The following is a 15724-nucleotide window of genomic DNA, read 5'->3' as shown; positions in this document are numbered from 1 at the left end:
CCGCTATTGCTGCTGCGCCACTTCAATGGCGACCGACAGCACCTCCCCCGCGCCACCGATCCGCGTTCCGGTTACCGGCGCAGCTTCGGCATAGTCCAGCCCGGTTGCAACACGAACGTAGCGCATATCGGGCGAAATCCCGTTTGACGGATCAAATCCGACCCAGCCGAGATAATCCACATGCACCTCGGCCCAGGCATGCATCGCGTCCTGATCAACCCGGTCATCGAGCATCAGATAGCCCGAGACATAGCGCGCCGGAAAGCCCATCTCACGTGCCGCCGAAACGAACACATGAGCATGGTCCTGGCAGACGCCGCGCCCCTCGGTCAGCGCATCCTCGGCACTCCAGTCGGGATGCGATGCGCCCACCTCGTAGGCCACCGCATCCTTCACGGCCATCATCAGCCCGTGCAGCCGGTCGGTTTCGGTCTCGCCCCCGATATCGCGGATCAGCGCGCGCACACCCGGCCCCGGCCTGGTGCGCGGCGTCTGGCGGCGATAGAGCCACAGCGGAGCATAACCGAGATGACGGCCCAGCACACCGTGCGTCTCGGCAATCTCGACCTCGCCCACGCTTGTCACCACCAGCTCGGTCGCGCCCTTCTCAAAGCTCAGAAGCTCCACGGTATTATGGTGATGATCCTCGAACGAAAGCTCCTTGCGGCCGCCTTCCACCCGCGTCGTCCAGTGCAGCACCGTCTGCTGATGCGTCGATTTGGGCGTCTTGCGCAATTGCTGCAGCCCGTAGCTTACCGGGTGATCGAATACGTATCGCGTCGTATGGCTGATCTTCAGGCGCATCCGGACCTCACTCGTAGAACCGGTAGTCGATCTCGATCTGCCGGGCGAGCTCATCCAGCAAGGCAATCACCCGCTGGATGAACTGGTGCAGGCCGTAATCGAACACCGAGTCGATATCGTAAGACAGATAGTGCCGTTCGATATGATCGGCCATCGAGAACGACCGGGGCCGCTTGCCGTAATCGGCGGCGAGATACCCCATATTGTCGCGCATCTTGCGCGCGCAGAACGCAAGGCTGCGCGGCATCCGTTTGTCGAGGATCAGGAACCGGGCAATGTCGCGCGGGTCGGAGGTGGAGCCATAGGCCATACGAAACCCGCCGCGCGCCGAAACCGAACGCAGGATCGTCTCCCATTGCACGTTGTCCACCTCGCTGCCCACGGCCATGACCGAGGGCAGGAGCACATAATATTTCACGTCGAGGATGCGCGCGGTGTTGTCGGCCCGTTCAAGGAAGGTGCCGATGCGGGCGAAGTCGTAGATATCGTTGCGCAGCATGGTGCCGTGGGTCGCCCCGCGCACCAGCGCCGTGCGCGAGCGGATCGTGCCCAGCACCGAAGGCAGATCGCGCTCCGACACTTTGCGCGCGAGAAGATCCCGCACATTCATATAGGCGCCGTTCGTCGCCTCCCACACTTCATGGGTGATGGCCGTGCGCACCATCCGGGCATTCTGTCGCGCCGCCGCGAGCGACGACATGACCGAAGCCGGGTTATCCTTGTTGCGCAGCATCCAGTCGATTGCCGCGTCCTTCGTCACCGCATCGTGCCGCGCGTCATAACCGTCGCAGGCCGCCGCCGTCTGCAGCACCGAGCGCCATTCATCCTCCGTCGAGCCAAGCCGGGTGAGCGCGATACGCTGCCCCGTCTCGATCAGCCGCGCGGTGTTTTCCGCCCGCTCAAGGTAGCGAAACATCCAGAAGAGGCCGTTTGCGGTTTTGCCCAACATCCGCTCAGTCCTCCAGCACCCAGGTGTCCTTGGTGCCGCCGCCCTGCGACGAGTTCACCACCAGCGACCCCTTCTTCAGCGCCACCCGCGTAAGGCCGCCCGGCGTGATCTTGATCCCTGCGGGGCTGACCAGCACGAAGGGGCGCAGATCCACATGCCGGGGGCTCAGCCCCGCACGGGTAAAGATCGGCACGGTCGAAAGCGACAACGTCGGCTGGGCGATGTAGTTGCCCGGCCGCGCCTTCAGCTTGCGGCGGAACAGGGCCAGGTCTTTTTTCGTCGCGGTCGGGCCGATCAGCATCCCATAGCCGCCCGAGCCATGCACCTCTTTCACCACCAGCTCGTCGAGATTGTCGAGCACATAGGCCAGCGCCTCCGGCTCCGAACAGCGCCATGTCGGAACGTTTTCGAGCAGCGGCCGCTCGCCGGTATAGAATTCGACGATCTCCGGCATGTAGCTGTAGATCGCCTTATCGTCGGCAATGCCGGTGCCCGGCGCATTGGCGATGGTGATCCCGCCGGCGCGATACACGTCCATGATCCCCGGCACGCCAAGCTGGCTGTCGGGGTTGAAGTTGAGCGGATCGAGAAAATCGTCATCCACCCGGCGATAGAGCACGTCAATCGGCGTGTAGCCCTGTGTCGTGCGCATCGCCACGCGCCCGTCGACCACCCGCAGGTCATGCCCTTCGACCAGTTCGACCCCCATCTGATCGGCCAGAAAAGCGTGCTCGAAATAGGCAGAGTTGTAGATACCGGGCGTGAGCACCGCCACCGTCGGCTGACTCATTGTCGCCTCGGGTGCCGAAGCGGCCAGCGACCGCAGCAGATCGCGGGGATAGTTCTGCACCGGCTGCACCCGGTTCTGCGCGAACAGCTCCGGGAACATCTGCAACATCGTCTCGCGGTTTTCGAGCATGTAGCTCACCCCGCTCGGCGTGCGGGCATTGTCTTCCAACACGTAGAATTCGCCCGGCCCGGTGCGCACGAGGTCGATCCCGACGATGTGGGTATAGACGCCGCCAGCCGGATTCACCCCGATCATCTGCGGCAGGAAGGCGGAGTTGCGGCTGATCATCTCTTCCGGGATGCGGCCAGCCTTCACGATCTCCTGCCGGTGGTAGATATCGTAGAGGAACGCATTGATCGCGCGCACCCGCTGCTCGATCCCGCGCGAGAGTTTCTGCCATTCCGCACCGGAGATGATCCGGGGAATGATATCGAACGGGATCAGCCGCTCTTCCGCTTCGCTGCGGCCATAGACGTTGAAGGTGATCCCGGTGAGCCGGAACAGCTCTTCCGCCTCGCGCTGTTTGGCACGCAATCGCCTGGGATCTTCACCGTCGAACCAGGCGTTGAACGCCGCGTAGGGCGCGCGCAACACGCCATCCCTGCCCCGCATCTCGTCGAAGATATCACCGTCGCTCATACGGAAAGCATAACCACCTTTCCTGAGCGACTTCCAAGGATTCTGAGCGAGGCCTGCGTTCAGAACCCGGAAATTTCGCCCATTCCCTGTGCAGACCGAGCGAAATCGCCCTTTTTTCAGGCAAGGCTCCGGCGTGGCGGCCGGTTGCAGAGGAGATGTCAGCTGCTGCGCGCTTTCCCCTCGCCCTCGGGCGGAAGCTACCGGGCCGCGACGGGTCGCCCATCAGCACGGCCCGCCGGGTGCCATATTCGGCTCGGTCAGAGCCTGTTATCCCACCTGCCGCCCATGCGACCACACCCCGCGCACCACCGGCGTGCCCTGCACCCGGGTGATGCGTACCAGATCGGCATGAAGCCCCTCCGCGATCCGGCCCCGGTCGGTCAGCCCGGTCGCCGCGGCGGGATTCGCCGTCACCGTCGCGATGGCGCGCGGCAGATCGTCCCAGAGATCGGCAAGCAGGAAGGCCGAGGTCATCAGCGCCGAAGGCACATAATCCGACGAGACGATATCGAGCAGCCCCGCCTCCGCCAGTTCATGCGCAGCGACATTACCGGAATGCGAGCCGCCCCTGATCAGGTTCGGCGCCCCCATCATCACCTTAATGCCCTGCATATGGCAGGCGCGCGCCGCCTCGACGGTGGTCGGAAATTCCGCGAGCCGGATGCCATGCGCGGCGCTGACCGTTACGTGATCCTCCGTCGTGTCATCATGGCTCGCCAGCACCGCGCCGTAACGCCGGGCCGCCGCCACCGCTTCAGCCTCGTGCCGTTCGCCGTGCTCATCGCGCAGCGCCTTGAGATGCGCGACATGCTCGTCAAACTCCGCATCGCTCATGCCCGACTTGCCCTGCACGTAATGCTTGAGCTTCGAAATGTCGCGAAACTGGCGCTGCCCCGGCGTGTGGTCCATCAGGCTGACGATACCTACCCGGTCCCGGTCGCCGAATTCGCTCATCTCCTCCACCAGCGTGGCCGAGCATACCTCGGCGCGCAGGTGCAGATAGTGGTTGATCCTGAGCGCCCCGGCCTCGCGCAACGCCCAGAGCTCCGAGGCGAGGCTGCGGGCGTATTTCGGATAGCGCCCCTTGCCCTCGGGGATCGAACCCACCCGCATCGCATCGAACACCGTGGTGATGCCCACGCTTGCCAACTCACCGTCATGCGCAAGGATGGCGGCGGCATGCGGCCAGTCCACCTTCGGGCGCGGCTGGATATGACGTTCGAGATTGTCGGTATGCAGCTCGATCAGGCCCGGGATCAGCATGTCGCCATCGAGGTCCACCGCGCCCGCAACGGCGCTTGACCCGCTGTCGAGCGTCGCGATCCGGCCATCCCGCAGGAACACGCTCCCATGCACCACCTCATCGGGCAGAACGATCCGGGCATTGGTGAATATCATTTCCGTCATCGGTTTGGTCTCAGGCATCTTGCGGTTCATATCGGATATCGCCCGGCTTGGCGCCCAGCGGACGAAGCGCATCGAGCAGGGCCTGCACGCCGCTGGCGAAATCGCCGGAATTGTCGATCTCGACAACCTTGTTCAGACCCTCAGGCAAGGGCATCGCCGCGCGCTTCAGGCGGCGGGCAATGTCGTCGGCGCTTTCGCGCCCGCGCGCGGCAAGCCGTTCGGCCAGCACCCGGGGCTGAGCGGTGACATGGATCACGACGAGGTTGGGAAACGCCTCCTGCGTCTCGCGCAGCACCGCACGCGAGCCGTTGAGCACCGCATCCTGCCCCGCATCGAGCACGGCCCGCACCGCCTTCGGCACACCGTAGGACAGGCCGTGCGCCCGCCAATGCAGCACGAAATCGCCGTGCGAGAGCCTCGCAGCAAACTCCGGCTCGCTCACACCCTCGAAATCCTCGCCCCCCGCCGCCTCGGGCCGGGTGATCACCCGGCGCACCAGATGCAGATCGGGCCGCAGCCGAACCGCCTCGCGCATCAGGCTGTCTTTGCCCACGCCGGACGGTCCGACCACCACAAAGAGCCGCCCCGTGCTCATGCCGCCCGCCCCGGCGTGAAACGGGAAACGTCGATCTCACGGTCGGCCACCCGTTCGCGCGCCTCGGCATCATGAAAGATCCCCACGATCGCCGCGCCGCGCGCCTTGGCCTCGTCGATCAGCGACAACACGGTCGCCCGGTTTGTGGCGTCGAGCGAGGCGGTGGGCTCGTCGAGCAGCATCGCGGGATAGGTATGGGCAAAGCCCCGCGCGATGTTCACCCGCTGCTGCTCGCCGCCCGAGAAGGTGGTGGGCGACAGGCTCCAGAGCGTTTCGGGAATGTTGAGCCGGGTCAGCAGATCGCGCGCCCGGTCAAGCGCCGCGTTGCGGTCCGCACCCAGAGCCAGCAGCGGCTCGGCAACCACGTCCAAGCTGGGCACACGGGGCACAACCCGCAGGAATTGGCTCACATATCCCAGTGTTTCACGGCGAAGCTGAAGGATCTCACGCGGTTCGGCGCTGGCCACATCCACCCCGCCCACGCGGATCGCACCGCTGGCGGCAAGATAATTGCCATAGATCATCCGCATCAGGGTGGACTTTCCGGCGCCGGAATCACCCGTGAGCGCCACGCATTCGCCCGGGGCCACCGTGAAGCTCGCGCCGCTCATCACCTCGATGACGGCTGCGCCCTGATTGTGCAGGGTGAAGGACTTGGAGACGTTTTCAACGCTGATCATGGCTCACACCTGCAAGACGGAAGAAACGAGAAGTTGGGTATAGGCGTGCTGCGGGTCGTCGAGCACCTGATCGGTCAGCCCGCTTTCCACCACGCGGCCCGACTTCATCACCATCAGCCGGTCGGCCAGCAGCCGCACCACGGCAAGGTCATGGGTGACGATGATCGCCGAAAGGCCCATCTCGCGCACCAGCCCGCGCAGAAGATCGAGCAGCCGGGCCTGCACGCTGACATCGAGTCCGCCGGTGGGTTCGTCCATGAACACCAGCCGCGGCCCGGTGACGAGGTTGCGCGCGATTTGCAGCCGCTGCTGCATCCCGCCGGAAAAGGCGCGGGGGCGGTCGTCGATCCGGTCGGCGGCAATCTCGACCCGGCCGAGCCAGTCGGTCGCGCTTTCGCGGATATCGCCATAGTGCCGCGCCCCGACAGCCATGAGGCGCTCACCCACATTGCCGCCGGCGCTCACGCCCATACGCAGCCCGTCGCGCGGGTTCTGGTGGACAAAGGCCCAATCCGTGCGCGAGAGCATGCGCCGCTCCGGCTCGCTCATCGTAAGCGTATCGCGAAGCCCCTCAGCACGGGTATCGAACAACACCTCGCCGCAATCCGGCTCAAGATGGCCCGCAAGCGCGTTGAGCAGTGTGGATTTGCCCGAGCCGGATTCGCCCACGATCCCCATGACCTCGCCGGGATAGAGATCGAAGCTGACATCGGCGCACCCGATCCGCGCGCCATAGCTCTTACGGATGTTGCGGACAGAAAGAAGCGGGGTCATGCAGCATCCTCCCCGGGGCTGAGCCGGCCACGATGGCCCTGGGCCTGCCGGCTGGCGCAGAAATCGGTATCGGAACAGACGAACATCCGCCCGCCCGCATCGTCGATGATCACCTCGTCGAGATAGCTATGCTCAGCACCGCAAAGATCGCAGGCATGATCGGCTTTCGTGGCGACGAAAGGATGGTCCTCGAAATCGAGGCTCACCACCCGGGTGTAGGGCGGGATCGCGTAGATACGCTGCTCGCGCCCGGCGCCGAAAAGCTGGATCGCCGCGCTCTCAAGCTTCGGGTTATCGAATTTCGGGATCGGCGACGGGTCCATCACGTAGCGCCCTTCCACCTTCACCGGATAGGCATAGGAGGTGGCGATATGGCCGTGCCGGGCAATGTCCTCATATAGCTTCACATGCATCAGCCCGTATTCCTCAAGCGCATGCATCTTGCGCGTCTCCGTCTCGCGCGGTTCGAGAAAGCGCAGCGGCTCCGGGATCGGCACCTGATAGACAAGAATCTGGTCATCGGTGAGCGGCTCTTCCGGGATGCGGTGGCGTGTCTGGATCACCGTCGCTTCGCCCGTGTGCTCGGTTGTGTCTATTCCGGCGGTTTTTTCGAAAAACTTGCGGATTGAAACAGCATTGGTCGTATCGTCGGCGCCCTGGTCGATCACTTTCAACCTGTCTTCCGGCACGAGGCAGGCGGCCGAGACCTGCACGCCGCCAGTGCCCCAGCCATAGGGCATAGGCATCTCGCGCGAGGCGAACGGCACCTGATAACCGGGGATCGCCACGCCCTTCAGGATAGCACGGCGGATCATCCGCTTGGTCTGTTCATCGAGATAGGCGAAGTTGTAGTCCGGCATGGTTTCACCTGCAGGGATATTTTGTGGCATGTTAACCATGTCCCCGATCGAAGGAGGGTAGATTATGGACCCGGTGGGCCTCGTTGTCGGATTGGCCATGGGCATGAGCATCGGCGTTGCCTTTATCGGTGTCGCCTACGAACGCGGGAAGCAGGTGGGGCGACGCGAGGAACAGAAGAAGAAGTAGGGTCATTCCGCTGCCTCCTTCATCGCCGCATCCATCGCTTCGGCCCGGATCTTGCGCACCAGTTCCAGCTCCGACTGGAAGTCGACATAATGTGGCAGCTTGATGTGTTCGAGAAAGCCCGTGGCCTGAATGTTGTCGGCGTGGCTGAGCACGAATTCCTCGTCCTGCGCCGGGGCGCCGAGATCGTCTTCGCCCAGCTCCTCCCAACGCAACGCCCGGTCAACCAGCGCCATCGAAATCGCCTTGCGCTCGGTCTGACCGAACACCAGCCCATAGCCACGGGTGAATTGCGCCGGCTCCGTCCTGGACCCGGTAAACTGGTTCACGGTCTCGCATTCGGTCAGCACCACCTCGCCGATCTCGATGGCAAAACCCAGCTCGGGGATCTCCATCTCTACCGGCACCGTGCCGATGCGCAGTTCGCCCACGAACGGGTGGTTCTTGGCGTAGCCGCGCTGGGTGGAATAGGCCATCGACAGCACGAAGCCCTCATCGCCCCGGGTAAGTGCCTGGAGCCGCAACGGCCGTCCGGCGGGGTATTCCATCGGCTGACGAGTCATGTCCGGCGGCGCCTGATCCGACCGCGGCTCCTCCTGAATGAGCCCTTCCTTGTTCAGAAATTCGGTGATCCGGGGCATCTTCCCCTCGGCGGGCAAGCCCTCCTCCGCATGTGGCTCCAGACCTTCGGCGGCAAGCGCGAAATCGAGCAGACGGTGTGTGTAGTCGAAGGTCGGCCCCAGCACCTGACCGCCCGGCGCGTCCTTGAACGTCGCGCTGATCCGCCGGTCGCAGGCCATCGCGCCGGTATCCACCGGCTCGGCATGGCCGATGCGCGGCAGGGTGGTGCGATAGGCGCGGATCAGAAAGATCGCCTCGATCAGATCGCCCCGCGCCTGCTTGATCGCCAGCGCCGCCAGATCGGGATCGTAAAGCGACCCCTCGGCCATGACCCGATTGACCGCAAGGCTGAGCTGCTCACGGATCTGCGCGACCGAAAGCTCGGCAACAGAAGGATCGCCCCGCCGCTCTTCGGCCAGCCATTCATGGGCATTGTCGATGGCCTTTTCGCCACCCTTGACGGCGACATACATCAGCTTTCCTCCACGATGGTCGAGCGGGGCACGGCAGCCAGCCGGGTTTCGCTGGTGAAGAAGAAATCAAGCCCGAGCGGGAACAGCGCCCGGTTGGCGCGCAGCACGCGCACCTCCGGCACCGACAGATGCGCTGCCGTTTCAATCCCCGGCCCGGTGAGCCGCGCACCGGAGGCGGTGAGCGTATCAAGCTCGACGATCAGCGTCGCGGACCGGTCGGGATATTCCGCCGTACCAATCGGAAACCCCGTGACCGGCATCAGCGCCTGCCAGCGCCCGAGCGCAAACATCGCCTCCGCCGGACCCACCAAAGGCGCACCGATGTGGAAGGCAACCCAATCGCGCACCGCCTGGCCGTCATGGCCGGGGGCGAGATGCAGCGGCGTTTCACGATCGCACAGGGTGAGCAACAGCGTCGCTGCGGCGGGCGAAACCGGATCGGGCGCATATCCACCCGTAATAGTCTCTATCTTGCCCGGGCGGGATAAGGCCGAAAGAGCGGCGCGAAAGGCACGGGCCGACTGCACAGGCGCATCGTCAAACCCGCCTGTCAGAGCATCGTCCAGCATCAGTCTTCCCCCCGCACCATGGTGAAGAAATCGACCTTCGTCGCCGCGGCCCTGGCAGCACGCCTGCGCTTCGCCCCGGCCCGCTCCGCCTCAAGCGGCATCAGTACAGCTTCCCGCAGCGCGGCGGCCTGGCCGGTCTGCATCAGCGCATCCACCAGCGCGGCGCGCTCGGCATGGGCCTTGTCACGCCCCTGCACATAGGCATGGCCGACCTCTCCGCTTTCCAGCTTCAGCGCGCAGCGCGTCACGGTCATTTCGCCAAGGTTGAACGGCGCACCCGTTCCGCCCATGCGCCCGCGCAGCATCACGCCGCCAATCTCGGGCGACCGGAGCCAGGTGAAACCGGGCCTGTCTCCAATTCCGTCGAAAAGCGCCGCGAGCCGCGCGGGCGGGGCTTTCGCAAGCAGGCTCAGCCAACCCTTGCGCGCCTCGTTTGCCGATGTTGTCGTCTGCATCTAGACACCTTGCCGATTTGTCTATATTCCTATACAACTAGACAAATCCTAGGCCAACGCAGCCCGGGAGTCTCGTGAAATCTTTGTGACACTCCGCCATGGCCCGCACCCCCGTCTGGAAATCCATCGCAGAAACGCTGGAAAACGAAATTGCCGCCGGCCATTACAGCGCGGGCGACAAACTGCCGACCGAGGCTCAGCTCGCGGCGCGGTTCGGGGTAAACCGGCACACCGTGCGCCATGCGCTCGCGGATATGGCCGAACGTGGCCTCGTCCAGTCCCGGCGCGGCGCGGGCGTGTTCGTCGCCGCCGAGCCTACGCTCTACCCGATCGGCAAGCGCGTGCGGTTTCACCAGAATATCCGCGCTTCCGGCCGGCTGCCGGAAAAGCGCGTGCTGCGGCTTCAGACCCGGCCATGCGATGCGACCGAGGCCGAGGCCCTCGCGCTCGATCCCGGCACATCGGTGCTGGTCTACGAGGGCCTGTCGCTTTCCGGCGGCGTGGCCGTCGCACATTTCGAAAGCGTCTTTCCCGCCACGCGCCTGCCCGGCCTCGCCGATACGCTGAAAACCGTCTCGTCCGTCACCGAGGCGCTGCGGCAGAATGGCATCGCCGATTACATCCGCGCCGAAACCCGGATCACCGCCGAGCGTGCTTCGCCCACCCAGGCCCTGCATCTTGGCATCTCCGAAGGCGCGCCGCTTTTGCGCACGGTGGGGCTCAATGTGACCCCCGAAGGCGAGCCGGTGGAACGGGGCATCACCTGGTTCGCCGGCGACCGGGTGACACTGACCATGGCAAGTGACTGAGATCGCGTCACGATCCCGATACAATCCACAGGTATAGATGGCTGCCAAACCAGAGCAGGTTTCGAAAATGGCCACGCTTCCTCCCCTTCGCTTCACCGGCGCACATATTCTTCGCGACGGCGCGCTGCGGCGCGATGCACTGTCTGTCGACAATGGCCGGATCACCGAGGCTGCGCTGCCGGAGGTGGACCTGACAGGCTATCTCGTTCTGCCCGGAATCGTCGACCTGCACGGCGACGCCTTCGAGCGTCACATCGCCCCGCGCCCCTCCGCACCTTTTCCCATCGAATCGGGCCTGCGCACCACCGAGCGCGATGCCGCCGCGCATGGCGCTACCACCGCCTGGCTTGCCCAGAGCTGGAGCTGGGAGGGAGGGCTGCGCAGCCCGGATTTCGCCGAGGCGCTGATGGCTGAACTCGACGCCTTCAGGCCCGGCGCCCTGCTCGACATGCGGTTGCAGATCCGTCTCGAAACCCACCTGCCCGAGACCCGCGACAGGCTGATCGGCGCCGTCACCCGCCACGGGATCGACTATGTGATATTCAACAACCACCTGCCCGAAGCGCTGTTGATGGCAAGCCACGCGCCGCACAAACTCGCGGCATGGGCGGAACGCGAGGGCAAGCCCGTCGATGCCTTCGCCGACAAGCTCGAACGCGCCCGGGCCAGGGCGGGTGAGGTGCCCCGTCATCTGCTCAAGCTCGCTGAAGCCTTCGACCGGCTCGGCATCACCTATGGCAGTCATGACGACCCCGACGGCGACACCCGCGAGCGCTTCCGTATGCTCGGCGCCCGGATCGCGGAATTTCCCACCACGTTCAACGCCGCCGCCGCCGCCAAGGCGATGAAGGATCCGGTGATCATGGGCGCCCCCAACGTGGTGCGCGGCGGATCGCAATCGGGCAATGTGGCGGCGATGTCGCTGATTGCGCGCGGCCATTGCGACGTGCTGGTCTCCGACTACCACTACCCGTCCCTTGCCGAAGCCGCCTGGGTTCTGGCCGATGCCGGGCTCAGAAGCCTGCCCGACGCCTGGGCGATGATCTCGGCCACGCCGGCCCGGATCATGCGGCTGGCGGACCGGGGCAGGCTCGATCGGGGGATGCGGGCCGACTTCGTGGTGATCCATGAAGAAACCCGCCGGATCGAGGCAACGATTTCCGCGGGCCGCATCGCCCACCTGTCCGGCGCGCTCGCACACCGCTTCCTCTCCGGCAACCGCAATCTGCGGCTTGCCGCAGAATAGACCCTAACTCTGATACTTTTCGAGAAATTCCGCGATCTCAAGCTTGCGGAAATCGTCCAGCCGCGCACGCAGAATCTCGTGGCTCCAATCCCACCATGCCAGCGCGATGAGCCGCTCGGCGGTCTCCGGTGCAAAGCGCTGGCGGATCGGCTGTGCCGGAACGCCCGCCACAATGGTGTAGGGCGCCACATCCTTCGTCACTACGGCGCTTGAGGCGACCACAGCACCATCGCCGATGGTCACCTCGGGCCGGATCACCGCGCCGTGGCCGATCCATGTATCGTGCCCGATCCGCGCCAGCCGCGATTTGCGATGCGCAAAGAAGTCCTCGTCAATGTCGGCATCGTCCCAATAGTCGGGCGAGCGATAGAGAAAATGGTGAAGCGAGGCGCGGTGCATCGGGTGATCGGTCGGCCCGATCCGGGTGAAGCTGGCGATATTGGCGAATTTCCCCACGTCGGTATTGGCGATGTCGGCCTGCCGGTCGCAGTAGGAATAGTCACCAATCCGGCTGAATGTGATCCGGCTCCCCGCCCCGATCTCGACAAACCGCCCGAACGTGGAGCCGGTGATTTCGCACCCTTCGTGGATGAACGGCTCATCGCCCAGTTTCGCCATGTTTCTCTCCTTGTTCACACCCGTAACGCGCGAAGCGCGATGATCTGAGCAATGGCCGCAATTGGGCCAATCGTGCGGAAAATGTCGTGCAGCATCCCCAGATCAGCCATAAGGCCCCGCATCCGTCCACGTTTTTCGTATTTCATGGGGCTGGTCACACCCGGCCAGGGCACCACCGCCACGTTCATGTCCGCCGCAATCCAAAGCCGGTTCATGAACACTTCGAGGCCAAAGCGCGGCAGCCTGTCGAGGTCGGCCATCCGGTCGGCGAGAACGGCGCGCGGCATCACCCGCTCGCCGGAAATATAATCGACCCCCAGCCAGTGCCACGGCTTCGGCGCGTTGCGCCGCAGGCTCAGGCTTGCCATGGCCCGCCCGGAAAGAACCGGCACGATCAGCCGGTCGATATCCGATGGCGCAAGGCCCACGAGATCGCTGTCGAGCAGCAGCACATATTCGCCCCGGGCTGCCAGGAGGCCCGCCATCACCGCCCGTGTCTTGCCACCGTTCCGGAGCTGGCGAACAAGCGACAGTTTGGCGAAATATTGTTCAATTTCCTCAACAATAGTGTCGGTTCCATCGCTGGAACCGTCATCCACAACGATGATCTCATCCACGTTTTCACATGCGAGCAGCACCGTCAGCACAGCGGCAATCCGTGGCGCTTCGTTATAGGCGGGCACAATACAGCTCAGCCGGACCGGATCTCTCATCGTTTGCCAATCCTGTAGAACAGCCACGCCGCGCCGCCCACGACGATTATCGCAAGCAGCACCAGCGAGACGCGCGAGATCCAGTTGTCGATACGGGCATAGGCCGAGCCAAACCCGTAGCCCAGCGCAACGAAAACAAGGCTCTTCGGCACCGTTGCGGCAAGATTGACCCAACCGAAGCGGAAGGCCGGCATACGGGCCAGACCCGCCGCCACCAGCACGGCCGCCCCCGCCGAATGCGTAAGCTTGCCAAAGAGCAGCGTGCGCCCGCCCTTCTCCTCGAAATGCGCGGCAAGGCGGTCCAGACGGGGCCGGTTCAGCCCCAACCTGCCAAGCCAGCGATCCGGCACGCCGTTTAATCCCCAGCGCCCGATGGAGTAGAGCAGAAAATCTCCCACGAGGTCGGCCAGGATCACCACCAGAGCCACGCTCCATAGCGAAAACAGCCCCTGGCTCGCCAGCCACGCAGCGATCACCGTCACGATCGGGCCTTCGAGCACCGCGATGGGCGCGAGCACCACGAGCCCATGTTTGGCGAGAACCGCAGCCACCGTTTCCAGCCCGAACATGCGCTATTCCGCCGGCGCGGGCGCAGCGGCCATCTCGGTGCCGCGCCAGGTGAAGCCGCGCCGTGCGAACGTGACAAGCCAAAGCGGCGGCAGCAAAGCATCGCGCACCATCATAGCCGCCACATCGCGCAGCGCTGAGGGCCAGGCGGCATAGCGGGCCAGCGCCCATTCGCTGCCATACCAGATCGCAGGCAATACCGGCAGGATCCACCCCGGCCATGCGCCAAGCGCAACCAGCCCGGCAAGCGATGCCAGGGGCAGAGCCGGGCCTTGCGCGATCTCGGCAAGGAAAATCAGCGGGAAGCCATCGCGCCGCACCCGGCTCCAGCGCAATTGCCGCGCCCAGACCGACCGCGCGGTCCGCTCCCCTATAGGCTGGGGGAAAAGCCGCGTGGGAAGCCGTACTTTCAGCCCCTGCGCGCGGACGACTTTCGTCGCCGCCACATCCTCCGCCAGATTGCGGCCCAGCGCCGAAAGCCCGCCTGCGGCATCGAGCACGGCGCGATGTAAAAACAGAGTCTTTCCCTGTGCAAAACCCATCCCAAGGCTATCCGCCGCCAATTGCCAGCGCGCCTGATTGGTGTTGAGAAAGGCGCATTCCACCGCACCCCAGAAATTGCCCGGCCAGATTCCCACGGGCGGCCCGGATACAAGGCCGGTATCGCCCTGCCAGCAATCCACAAGGTGCGACAGGTAATCAGGCGGAAGCAGCAGGTTGCTGTCGGTCACCGCCATCCATTTGCCATTGGCGGCCCGCACGCCCTTGGCGAGATTGTTGAGCTTCGGATTGGCGCTGATCATGTCTTCGCCGACCAGAACCCGAGCCGGCACTTCGGGGTGAGCGGCAACCAGATCGCGCGCCAGCGCAACGGCAGGATCGTCCTCGGAGGCCGCACATATGAGCACCTCGTAATCCGGATAATCCTGCGTGAAAGAGGCCGCCAGAGTTTGGCGGTCGAAGGTATCTACACCGCAAACAGGCCGGATCAGAGACACATATGGGCGGTATTCCGGCGTCACGGGCCGCCCAGATCGCCCGTAGCGCAGCGCCGTCATCGCGCTCGTGGCAAGGTGAACGCCAAGCGGTATGAGAACCAGCGCAGAGAGCATGAAAACGGCGATCATATCCGTTCTCCACCGACCATGCCCGGCTCGGCAAGCGGTCGTGGCGCAGGGCGCTCGAACGGGCTGCTGGCCCATTCGATCAGATGCAGGCTGCCGCTCTCATCCTCGGCCAGTGCAGTGAAACTGTCGACCCAGTCGCCGCAATTGGCAAACAGAGTCTCGCCCACCTTGTGCAGCCCGGGCTTGTGCGAATGGCCGCAGATCACACCCTGCATCCCCGCCGCGCCCGCCAGTGCAACAAGCCGCCGCTCAAAGGCGCCACCCATCACGAAAAGACCGTTGAAGGTCGAGATCAGGCGCTCCAGCGTCGTTTGCGAGCGCCCCGGGTCACGGCGCCCGAGCCGCCGCCCGAGCCAGGCATCGAGGCCGCGAATGGCAGCGTCGGCCCGCGAGCCGAGCCGCGTCATCCAATGCCATCGCAGGAAGCGTGGGTCGCATTGGTCGCCATGCAGCACAAGGTAGCGCCGTTCGTCCGCCGCGCGGTGGGCAACGGCTTCGCGCAGCTCCCAGCCCGAGGGCACCTTCATCGCGCCGGGCTTGCGAAACGGCGCGTCGTGATTGCCAGCAAGATAGATGACGCGCACACCCGAGCGCGCTCTGCGTTCCAACTCGCCGATCACGGCATCATGCACCGGCGTCCAGTGAATATGTCCGCCATGCCAGAGATCGAAGATATCGCCGACAAGATAGATCGTCTCGGCTTCATGGGCATAGAGAAAGTCGAGAATTTCCCGCGGGCGGCAGGCCCTGGCGCCAAGATGGAAATCCGAGAGGAAGAGGCTGCGCATCTGGCGCGGCATCGGGGGCTGGGCGCGGGACGACATATGAGCAGCTCCAGAACTTC

The 15724-nt window shown here is 64.6% G+C and carries 19 protein-coding genes; 3 read left to right on the top strand and 16 right to left on the bottom strand.

All coding sequences use genetic code 11. From position 1 onward, the window contains the following. Positions 1-3 precede the first annotated feature (3 nt). The 8 genes from QMG28_RS02085 to QMG28_RS02050 all read right to left on the bottom strand — a co-directional run bounded on the left by QMG28_RS02085 (position 4) and on the right by QMG28_RS02050 (position 7498). Positions 4-804, bottom strand: a complete 801-nt coding sequence (locus QMG28_RS02085; RefSeq protein WP_281840508.1) for a transglutaminase family protein — start codon at positions 802-804, stop codon at positions 4-6. 7 nt (positions 805-811) lie between these two features. Then, positions 812-1753 carry an alpha-E domain-containing protein gene (locus QMG28_RS02080; RefSeq protein WP_281840507.1) on the bottom strand — a complete coding sequence of 314 codons (942 nt, stop codon included), beginning with the start codon at positions 1751-1753 and terminating at the stop codon, positions 812-814. A 4-nt stretch (positions 1754-1757) separates the two neighbouring features. Further along, a complete protein-coding gene (locus tag QMG28_RS02075; RefSeq protein ID WP_281840506.1) occupies positions 1758-3182 on the bottom strand; it encodes a circularly permuted type 2 ATP-grasp protein in 1425 nt (474 codons plus the stop codon). Between the two features lie 267 nt (positions 3183-3449). Further along, positions 3450-4589: an alpha-D-ribose 1-methylphosphonate 5-triphosphate diphosphatase gene (locus QMG28_RS02070; RefSeq protein WP_281841046.1), complete on the bottom strand. Its 1140-nt coding sequence runs from the start codon at positions 4587-4589 to the stop codon at positions 3450-3452. A gap of 10 nt (positions 4590-4599) precedes the next feature. Continuing rightward, on the bottom strand, positions 4600-5184 hold the full coding sequence (gene phnN, locus QMG28_RS02065; RefSeq protein ID WP_281840505.1) for a phosphonate metabolism protein/1,5-bisphosphokinase (PRPP-forming) PhnN: 585 nt from the start codon (positions 5182-5184) through the stop codon (positions 4600-4602). After that, positions 5181-5864 carry a phosphonate C-P lyase system protein PhnL gene (gene phnL, locus QMG28_RS02060; protein WP_281840504.1) on the bottom strand — a complete coding sequence of 228 codons (684 nt, stop codon included), beginning with the start codon at positions 5862-5864 and terminating at the stop codon, positions 5181-5183. The genes phnN and phnL overlap by 4 nt, the downstream gene beginning before the upstream one ends. Before the next feature lie 3 nt (positions 5865-5867). Continuing rightward, positions 5868-6638, bottom strand: a complete 771-nt coding sequence (gene phnK, locus QMG28_RS02055) for a phosphonate C-P lyase system protein PhnK (protein WP_281840503.1) — start codon at positions 6636-6638, stop codon at positions 5868-5870. Then, on the bottom strand, positions 6635-7498 hold the full coding sequence (locus tag QMG28_RS02050) for an alpha-D-ribose 1-methylphosphonate 5-phosphate C-P-lyase PhnJ (protein ID WP_281840502.1): 864 nt from the start codon (positions 7496-7498) through the stop codon (positions 6635-6637). Before QMG28_RS02050 ends, phnK begins: the two co-directional genes overlap by 4 nt. A 64-nt stretch (positions 7499-7562) precedes the next feature. Between QMG28_RS02050 and QMG28_RS02045 the strand changes: the two genes are divergently transcribed. Beyond that, entirely contained in the window at positions 7563-7685 is a 123-nt protein-coding gene (locus QMG28_RS02045; protein WP_281840501.1) for a hypothetical protein, read from the top strand. A gap of 2 nt (positions 7686-7687) precedes the next feature. Here the strand turns inward: QMG28_RS02045 and QMG28_RS02040 are convergent, their stop codons facing one another. The 3 genes from QMG28_RS02040 to phnG are packed head-to-tail and all read right to left on the bottom strand — an operon-like array spanning position 7688 to position 9800. After that, a complete protein-coding gene (locus tag QMG28_RS02040; protein ID WP_281840500.1) occupies positions 7688-8776 on the bottom strand; it encodes a carbon-phosphorus lyase complex subunit in 1089 nt (362 codons plus the stop codon). Beyond that, positions 8776-9345: a phosphonate C-P lyase system protein PhnH gene (phnH, locus tag QMG28_RS02035; protein WP_281840499.1), complete on the bottom strand. Its 570-nt coding sequence runs from the start codon at positions 9343-9345 to the stop codon at positions 8776-8778. The genes QMG28_RS02040 and phnH overlap by 1 nt, the downstream gene beginning before the upstream one ends. Then, a complete protein-coding gene (gene phnG, locus QMG28_RS02030) occupies positions 9345-9800 on the bottom strand; it encodes a phosphonate C-P lyase system protein PhnG (protein ID WP_281840498.1) in 456 nt (151 codons plus the stop codon). Before phnG ends, phnH begins: the two co-directional genes overlap by 1 nt. 98 nt (positions 9801-9898) lie before the next feature. On the opposite strand from phnG, the gene phnF reads away from it, so the two are divergent. Continuing rightward, positions 9899-10609 (top strand): phosphonate metabolism transcriptional regulator PhnF, encoded by a 711-nt coding sequence (gene phnF / locus QMG28_RS02025; RefSeq protein WP_281840497.1) that lies wholly within the window; start codon positions 9899-9901, stop codon positions 10607-10609. Between the two features lie 37 nt (positions 10610-10646). Next, the gene (locus tag QMG28_RS02020) at positions 10647-11855 is read left to right on the top strand and encodes an alpha-D-ribose 1-methylphosphonate 5-triphosphate diphosphatase (RefSeq protein WP_281840496.1); all 1209 of its coding nucleotides are present in this window, start codon (positions 10647-10649) and stop codon (positions 11853-11855) included. Positions 11856-11858: 3 nt separating this feature from the next. Here QMG28_RS02020 and QMG28_RS02015 read toward each other — a convergent pair whose 3' ends face one another. Genes QMG28_RS02015 through QMG28_RS01995 form a run of 5 tightly spaced genes read right to left on the bottom strand, consistent with a single transcriptional unit; the run spans position 11859 to position 15704 of the window. Continuing rightward, positions 11859-12473 carry an LbetaH domain-containing protein gene (locus QMG28_RS02015; RefSeq protein WP_281840495.1) on the bottom strand — a complete coding sequence of 205 codons (615 nt, stop codon included), beginning with the start codon at positions 12471-12473 and terminating at the stop codon, positions 11859-11861. 14 nt (positions 12474-12487) lie between these two features. Then, complete coding sequence (locus tag QMG28_RS02010) at positions 12488-13186, bottom strand: glycosyltransferase family 2 protein (RefSeq protein WP_281840494.1); 699 nt, start codon at positions 13184-13186, stop codon at positions 12488-12490. After that, positions 13183-13755, bottom strand: a complete 573-nt coding sequence (locus tag QMG28_RS02005; RefSeq protein ID WP_281840493.1) for a DedA family protein — start codon at positions 13753-13755, stop codon at positions 13183-13185. The genes QMG28_RS02010 and QMG28_RS02005 overlap by 4 nt, the downstream gene beginning before the upstream one ends. Positions 13756-13758: 3 nt before the next feature. Continuing rightward, a complete protein-coding gene (locus tag QMG28_RS02000) occupies positions 13759-14880 on the bottom strand; it encodes a ceramide glucosyltransferase (RefSeq protein WP_281840492.1) in 1122 nt (373 codons plus the stop codon). Continuing rightward, positions 14877-15704, bottom strand: coding sequence for a UDP-2,3-diacylglucosamine diphosphatase (locus QMG28_RS01995; RefSeq protein ID WP_281840491.1), 828 nt, complete (start codon positions 15702-15704; stop codon positions 14877-14879). The genes QMG28_RS02000 and QMG28_RS01995 overlap by 4 nt, the downstream gene beginning before the upstream one ends. Positions 15705-15724 lie beyond the last annotated feature (20 nt).

The organism is Sinisalibacter aestuarii, assembly GCF_027923545.1.
In the GTDB taxonomy this organism is placed as follows: domain Bacteria; phylum Pseudomonadota; class Alphaproteobacteria; order Rhodobacterales; family Rhodobacteraceae; genus Sinisalibacter; species Sinisalibacter aestuarii.
Note: the sequence above shows the minus strand (reverse complement) of the source record. Positions and strands in the feature narration are given on the sequence as shown.

Coding starts and splice junctions, on each gene's coding strand:
- QMG28_RS02015 (WP_281840495.1), bottom strand. CDS start 12,473: ATGGCGAAACTGGGCGATGAGCCGTTCATCCACGAAGGGTGCGAAATC.
- phnH (WP_281840499.1), bottom strand. CDS start 9,345: ATGCTGGACGATGCTCTGACAGGCGGGTTTGACGATGCGCCTGTGCAG.
- QMG28_RS02040 (WP_281840500.1), bottom strand. CDS start 8,776: ATGTATGTCGCCGTCAAGGGTGGCGAAAAGGCCATCGACAATGCCCAT.
- QMG28_RS02045 (WP_281840501.1), top strand. CDS start 7,563: ATGGACCCGGTGGGCCTCGTTGTCGGATTGGCCATGGGCATGAGCATC.
- QMG28_RS01995 (WP_281840491.1), bottom strand. CDS start 15,704: ATGTCGTCCCGCGCCCAGCCCCCGATGCCGCGCCAGATGCGCAGCCTC.
- QMG28_RS02005 (WP_281840493.1), bottom strand. CDS start 13,755: ATGTTCGGGCTGGAAACGGTGGCTGCGGTTCTCGCCAAACATGGGCTC.
- QMG28_RS02080 (WP_281840507.1), bottom strand. CDS start 1,753: ATGTTGGGCAAAACCGCAAACGGCCTCTTCTGGATGTTTCGCTACCTT.
- phnN (WP_281840505.1), bottom strand. CDS start 5,184: ATGAGCACGGGGCGGCTCTTTGTGGTGGTCGGACCGTCCGGCGTGGGC.
- phnK (WP_281840503.1), bottom strand. CDS start 6,638: ATGACCCCGCTTCTTTCTGTCCGCAACATCCGTAAGAGCTATGGCGCG.
- phnL (WP_281840504.1), bottom strand. CDS start 5,864: ATGATCAGCGTTGAAAACGTCTCCAAGTCCTTCACCCTGCACAATCAG.
- QMG28_RS02050 (WP_281840502.1), bottom strand. CDS start 7,498: ATGCCGGACTACAACTTCGCCTATCTCGATGAACAGACCAAGCGGATG.
- QMG28_RS02010 (WP_281840494.1), bottom strand. CDS start 13,186: ATGAGAGATCCGGTCCGGCTGAGCTGTATTGTGCCCGCCTATAACGAA.
- QMG28_RS02075 (WP_281840506.1), bottom strand. CDS start 3,182: ATGAGCGACGGTGATATCTTCGACGAGATGCGGGGCAGGGATGGCGTG.
- QMG28_RS02070 (WP_281841046.1), bottom strand. CDS start 4,589: ATGACGGAAATGATATTCACCAATGCCCGGATCGTTCTGCCCGATGAG.
- QMG28_RS02020 (WP_281840496.1), top strand. CDS start 10,647: ATGGCTGCCAAACCAGAGCAGGTTTCGAAAATGGCCACGCTTCCTCCC.
- phnG (WP_281840498.1), bottom strand. CDS start 9,800: ATGCAGACGACAACATCGGCAAACGAGGCGCGCAAGGGTTGGCTGAGC.
- phnF (WP_281840497.1), top strand. CDS start 9,899: ATGGCCCGCACCCCCGTCTGGAAATCCATCGCAGAAACGCTGGAAAAC.
- QMG28_RS02085 (WP_281840508.1), bottom strand. CDS start 804: ATGCGCCTGAAGATCAGCCATACGACGCGATACGTATTCGATCACCCG.
- QMG28_RS02000 (WP_281840492.1), bottom strand. CDS start 14,880: ATGATCGCCGTTTTCATGCTCTCTGCGCTGGTTCTCATACCGCTTGGC.